Below are 5,277 nucleotides of genomic sequence, written 5' to 3' on the forward strand. Positions count from 1 at the left end.
GGAACTCCCGTCCCGGCGGCCGCCCGCCCTCAGCTTCCCTTCAGGATTCACTCACCCGGGCCTTACGTTCACCGAGGATCATGAGGGCACCATGGACGGCACCACCCCGAGTCTGCTCATCGTCGAGGACGACCGCTCGGTGCGCGAGATGCTCTCGGCGGTGCTCGCGCACGAGGGCTACGAGGTCGACGTCCACGACAGTGCCGAATCGGCGCTCCGGCAGTTCGACCCCGACCAGCCCGACCAGCCCGACCTGGCGATCCTCGATCTGGGCCTGCCCGGCCTCGGCGGGGTCGAGCTGTGCGAGCGCCTCCGTCGCGACGGCTACCGCAGCCCCATCCTGATCCTCACCGCCCGCCACGAGGTCGCCGACCGCGTCCGCGGGCTCGACGCCGGCGCCGACGACTACCTCGTCAAACCGTTCGCGCTCGACGAGCTGCTCGCACGAGTGCGGGCGATGTTGCGGCGCCGGGTCAGGTCCGGCATCGCCGGCACGAACCTCCTCCTCGGCGACGTCGAGCTCGACGTCGACACCCGCGAGGTGCGCCGGGGCGGCGAGCTGCTCGACCTGACCAAGCTCGAGTTCGACCTCCTCCGGGTGCTGCTGGAGGCGAGCCCGATCGTGATGACGAGGGCATCACTGCACGAACAGGTGTGGGGCTTCGAGGAGGATCACATGTCGAACTCCCTCGAGGTGTTCGTCTCGCAGCTGCGCAAGAAGATGGAGGCCGACGGCGGCCAGCGGCTGATCCACACCGTGCGCGGCGTGGGCTACGTCGCCCGCACGACCTGACATGCGGCTCAGCCTGCGCCTGACGATCGTGTTCGGGATCCTCGGTCTGTTCACGATCCCCACGGTCGCCGCATTGGCCTGGGTGTTCGCGTCGCAGGAGGTGCGCGGGTCGATCGACGACCAGCTGCTCGACCAGGCCGACCGCATCGAGGCCCTCAGCAACCGCGACTTCAACGCCGCGGTGCAGGACGTGCCGGTGTTCAACCCGGTGCTCCGCGACCAGACGTTGGCCGAGGGCTCCCCACCTCCCACCCGCCCGGTGCTCGGGAACGACGACGGCGGCGTGCGCCTGTACGACGCCGACGGCGAGCAGGTCAACGAGGGCGACGACATCCTGACCGACACCATCGCGGCCCGGCTGGCCGGTGGGGAGTCCGGCTTCCTCGAGACGGTCGAGAGCGAGGGCCGGACGCTCCGCGTGATCACGATCTCGATCGACGGGTTCGTCCCCGTCCCCGACAGCGACGCGGAGATCGCGACACTCCAGCTCTACGCCGACGTCACCGCCGACGAGGACGCGCTCTCGGGCCTGGCGGTGCGCCTGTTCGGCGCCTCGCTGCTCGGTGTCGGCGTGGTGGGCGTCGGGAGCTGGTTCGTCGGACGCTGGCTGGCCAAGCCGCTCGGTCGGGTCACCGACGCGGCCGAGCACTTCGCCGAGCTCGACGACCTGCCGGGCCGCATCGAGATCAGCCGCAACGACGAGATCGGCAGGCTGGCCGACAGCTTCAACCGCATGCTGTCGGGGCTCGAGGTGGCCCGCGAGCAGCAGCGACGGCTCGTCGCCGATGCCAGCCACGAGCTGCGCACGCCCCTGACGTCGGTCCGGATGCGCACCGAGTTCCTCGCCCGCCACGACGATCTCGACCCGGCGCGCCGTCAGGCGCTGCTCGACGCCGCGGTGGTCGACGTCGAGCAGCTCTCCGCGCTGGTGAGCGATCTCGTCGACCTCGCCGCCGACCTGCGCAGCGACGACGAGGAGCCCCAGACCGTGCGTCTGGCCGCCGTGGTCGACGCAGTGGCGCAGCGGGCCGGCTCGGCGACGGGCCGCGAGATCCGGGTCGAGTCCGACGAGACCGAGGCGCGGGTGCGTCCCGGCATGGTGCGGCGGGCGGTGCAGAACCTGGTCGACAACGCTGTGAAGTACAGCCCCGAGGGCGAGCCGATCGACATCTGCGCCCGCCAGGGCCGGATCGAGGTCGTCGACCGTGGTCCGGGCATCGCGGCCGAGGACGCCGGCCACGTGTTCGACCGCTTCTACCGCTCGCCCAAGGCGCGTTCGCGACCGGGCAACGGCATCGGTCTCGCGATCGTGCAGCAGGTGGCGGACGCACACGGCGGTGAGACGTGGGTCGGTGAGTCACCGACCGGTGGCGCACGGGTCGGCTTCTCCGTCGCGGTGTGACGTTTGCCGCACGGCCCTCCGGTCGAGTGGGCCGTTCGCCTCTACCCAGTCGAGGTCGGTGGGGCGCGCGATGAACGGTGGAGAACCTCGCCCCCAAGGAGTTCCACCATGAAGCCCGGTCGCGTGATCGCCCTGATCGTCGGTTGTCTGATGCTGATCCCGGGGTTGGTGATGGTGTTCGGCGGTGGGGCGCTCGGGCTCGGCTACGCGTTCGCCCGTGGCGACGACGGCTACTTCGAGCTCGAGCTCGATCGCCTGCAGACGCCGACTGCGGCCATCCGCTCCGAGGACATCGACTTCTTCGCCGACCCCGGTTCACCGGACTGGCTGGTCGATCTGATCGACGCCGACATCCGCATCGAGGCCGAGGCGGTCGAGGACGACGCGCTGTTCATCGGCATCGGCCCGGAGGACGACGTGAGCCGCTACCTGGCCGGCAGCGCCCACGACGAGGTCGTCGAGCTCGACCGCGGGAAGGCACCCCGGTACGAACGCCGAGCCGGCACCGCCGCGCTGGACCCGCCGGCCGAGCAGACGTTCTGGGAGATGACCGGCGACGGCACCGACATGGCCTCGCTCGACTGGGAGGCCCGCAGCGGCCGCTGGGTCGTCGTGCTGATGAACGCCGACGGCTCGCCGGGCGTCGCCGCCGACGTCATGATCGGCGCCAAGTCGAGCGCCTTCCTGCCGATCACGGTCTTCCTGCTCGGCATGGGTCTCGCGTCGCTCATCGTGGCGATCGCGTTGATCATCGTCGGCACCCGGCGCGACGAGGAGCTCGACGAGGCCCGGGTCGCGACCGCGCCGTCGGCCGTGGCCGGCATCGGGGAGTCGGCCGCCACGCAGGAGCACCCGGTGGCGCTCACGGCACAGCTCGACCCGGTGCTCTCACGCTGGTTGTGGCTCGTGAAGTGGTTCCTCGCCATCCCGCACTTCATCGCGCTCGTGTTCCTGTGGGCGGCGTTCGTCGTCACGACGATCGTGGCGGGCGTGGCGATCCTCTTCACCGGCCGGTATCCGCAGGGCATCTACGAGTTCAACCTCGGCGTGCTGCGCTGGACGTGGCGGGTGGACTACTACGCGACGACCGGTGGCATCGGCACCGACCGGTACCCGCCGTTCAGCCTGAAGCGCCACCCGGACTACCCCGCGGTGCTCGACGTCGCCTATCCCGAGCAGCTCTCACGCGGCCTCGTGCTGGTGAAGTGGTGGCTGCTCGCGATCCCGCACTACCTGATCATCGCGGTGCTCGTCGGTGGGGCCGTCGGGTTCTGGCGCGACGGCCCGCCGTTCGGTCTGCTCGGTCTGCTGGTGCTGATCACCGGTGTGATCCTGCTCGTGACCGGCAGCTACCCGCGGTCGATGTTCGACCTGATCGTCGGCTTCAACCGCTGGATCTTCCGGGTGATCGCCTACGCGGCGCTGATGACCGATCGGTACCCGCCGTTCCGCCTCGACCAGGGTGGGATCGAGCCCGGAAGCCCACTGCCTCCGCCCCCGACCCCGGACGGCGCCGACACGGTCGGAGCACCGACCGAGATCAGGGAGACGGCCAACCACTGACGAAGGTCCGGCGACGCTGAGGCCGACCGGCATGGCTCGCTCTCGCGCGCAGCCCGGCGTCGCTACACTCGCCCGGTCGTGCCAGGAAACATCGAGCGTGCCGTCCGACGGCTGCGGGGCCTCGTCGGAGACACCGCCCCGACAGACGATCTCGCCGTGCCAGCCGTACCCGCCGTGCCGGCGGCCGATCTGAGTCCGTCGCTGGTCGAGGTCGAGATCGGCGGGCACCGCTTCAACTGTGCGGTCGCCGCGGCGGCGACCGACGGGTTCTCCGACTGGATTCGCTCGGGGGCGGGCACCGAGGCGCCCGTCCACTGGGCGCAGCGGCTGGTGCAGCCCGAGTGGTGCGTGCTCGACCTCGGCGCCAACCTCGGCACGTTCAGCTTCCCGATCGCGCACGACTGCAGGCAGGTCGTCGCCGTCGAGGCGCTGCCCGCCAACTACGTGCTGCTCACCGTCGCGGCGGCGTCCAACGATGTGCCCGTCGTCCCCGTGCACGCCGCCGTGTGGGATCGGCACGCCACCATCTCGATGTCGGGCCATTCGGCGTGGGCCCAAGCGGTCGATCATGCCGAGGGGCACATCCCGGGCCTGCGCGTTCGCGATCTCGTCGACGCGTACGCCGACGGTGAGATCGATCTGGTCAAGATCGACATCGAAGGCGCCGAGGCGGCAGTGATGCCCGACGTGCTCGCCCTCGCCGAGCGACGTGACCGGTTCGCGATCATCTACGAGGCCAACCAGGCACTCTCGACCGACGACGTGCGCGGCCTCCACCGCTCGGTCGCCGAGGCCGGGTTCGCGCTGTGGTACCTCGACCCGATGTCGCTTCGCGCGATGCCCGTCGACCTCGATGTCCCGCAGTTCGTGCTGAACTGCGACGTGCTGGCGCTCAAGGGCGAAGCGGCCACCGAGTTGCCGAGCTCGGGGTGGTCCGTCGACGAGCTCGCCGAACGAATGGCCTGGGAGGTCGAGCAGAACGGGACCGACGCCTGCCGCTGGTACGCCCGTGCGGTGCTCGAACAGCTGCCGCGCGACGTCGCCGAGCACCCGGCGGTCGTGGCGGCTCTCGGTGCCGAAGACATCGATGATGCGGCAGGCCGAGAGGTCAGCAGGTATCGCCGGTTGATCGGCGGGTAGCAGCTCCCCGCCCGCCGGCAGACGCGTTCGCTCGCTCGGACCGGATCGGTACGGAGCTACAGCGCGAACGGACCGGTCGCCGCGCCGGCCTGCGACGCCGACCAGGCGCGCTCACCGAGCGGGAGGTCGAACGCTGCGTACGCATCGGCGAGCCAGCCGGCCGGCTCGTCGCCGTGCAGGAATCGGATCAGGTCGACGTGGGCGCGCCGGAACACGCCGCCGTGGCCGGCATCGACGCCGGCGAGCGCGTGGGCGAGCTCGTGCGCGAGCGTGGCGGGGGTCATCTGGGGCGCGGCCAGCCGGACGACGGGCCGATCGCCGCCGCGCTGCCTGGCCGACGAGGACGAGGCGTCGCTGCGGGCCGCCACGACGTCGAGGG

General features: G+C 71.0%; 4 protein-coding genes and 1 pseudogene. 4 read left to right on the forward strand and 1 reads right to left on the reverse strand.

Annotation, left to right across the window (positions count from 1 at the left end):
• Positions 1-91: 91 nt before the first annotated feature.
• The 4 genes from QNJ12_RS23575 (at position 92) to QNJ12_RS23590 (ending at position 4,898) form a co-directional block, all read left to right on the forward strand.
• Positions 92-793, forward strand: coding sequence for a response regulator transcription factor (locus QNJ12_RS23575; RefSeq protein WP_300626537.1), 702 nt, complete (start codon positions 92-94; stop codon positions 791-793).
• 1 nt (position 794) lies between these two features.
• Entirely contained in the window at positions 795-2,195 is a 1,401-nt protein-coding gene (locus tag QNJ12_RS23580; RefSeq protein ID WP_300626538.1) for an ATP-binding protein, read from the forward strand.
• A gap of 108 nt (positions 2,196-2,303) precedes the next feature.
• On the forward strand, positions 2,304-3,758 hold the full coding sequence (locus tag QNJ12_RS23585) for a DUF4389 domain-containing protein (protein WP_300626540.1): 1,455 nt from the start codon (positions 2,304-2,306) through the stop codon (positions 3,756-3,758).
• Between the two features lie 156 nt (positions 3,759-3,914).
• A complete protein-coding gene (locus QNJ12_RS23590; RefSeq protein ID WP_300626541.1) occupies positions 3,915-4,898 on the forward strand; it encodes an FkbM family methyltransferase in 984 nt (327 codons plus the stop codon).
• A 56-nt stretch (positions 4,899-4,954) separates the two neighbouring features.
• On the opposite strand, the pseudogene QNJ12_RS23595 reads toward QNJ12_RS23590, so the two are convergent.
• A pseudogene (locus QNJ12_RS23595) lies at positions 4,955-5,277 on the reverse strand (hypothetical protein); the annotation flags it as partial.

Origin of the sequence: Ilumatobacter sp., from assembly GCF_030065885.1 — a bacterium.
GTDB lineage: Bacteria > Actinomycetota > Acidimicrobiia > Acidimicrobiales > Ilumatobacteraceae > Ilumatobacter.

Excerpts from the sequence above, each read along its gene's own strand:
- QNJ12_RS23575 (WP_300626537.1), top strand. The coding sequence starts at position 92 with ATGGACGGCACCACCCCGAGTCTGCTCATCGTCGAGGACGACCGCTCG.
- QNJ12_RS23580 (WP_300626538.1), top strand. The coding sequence starts at position 795 with ATGCGGCTCAGCCTGCGCCTGACGATCGTGTTCGGGATCCTCGGTCTG.
- QNJ12_RS23585 (WP_300626540.1), top strand. The coding sequence starts at position 2,304 with ATGAAGCCCGGTCGCGTGATCGCCCTGATCGTCGGTTGTCTGATGCTG.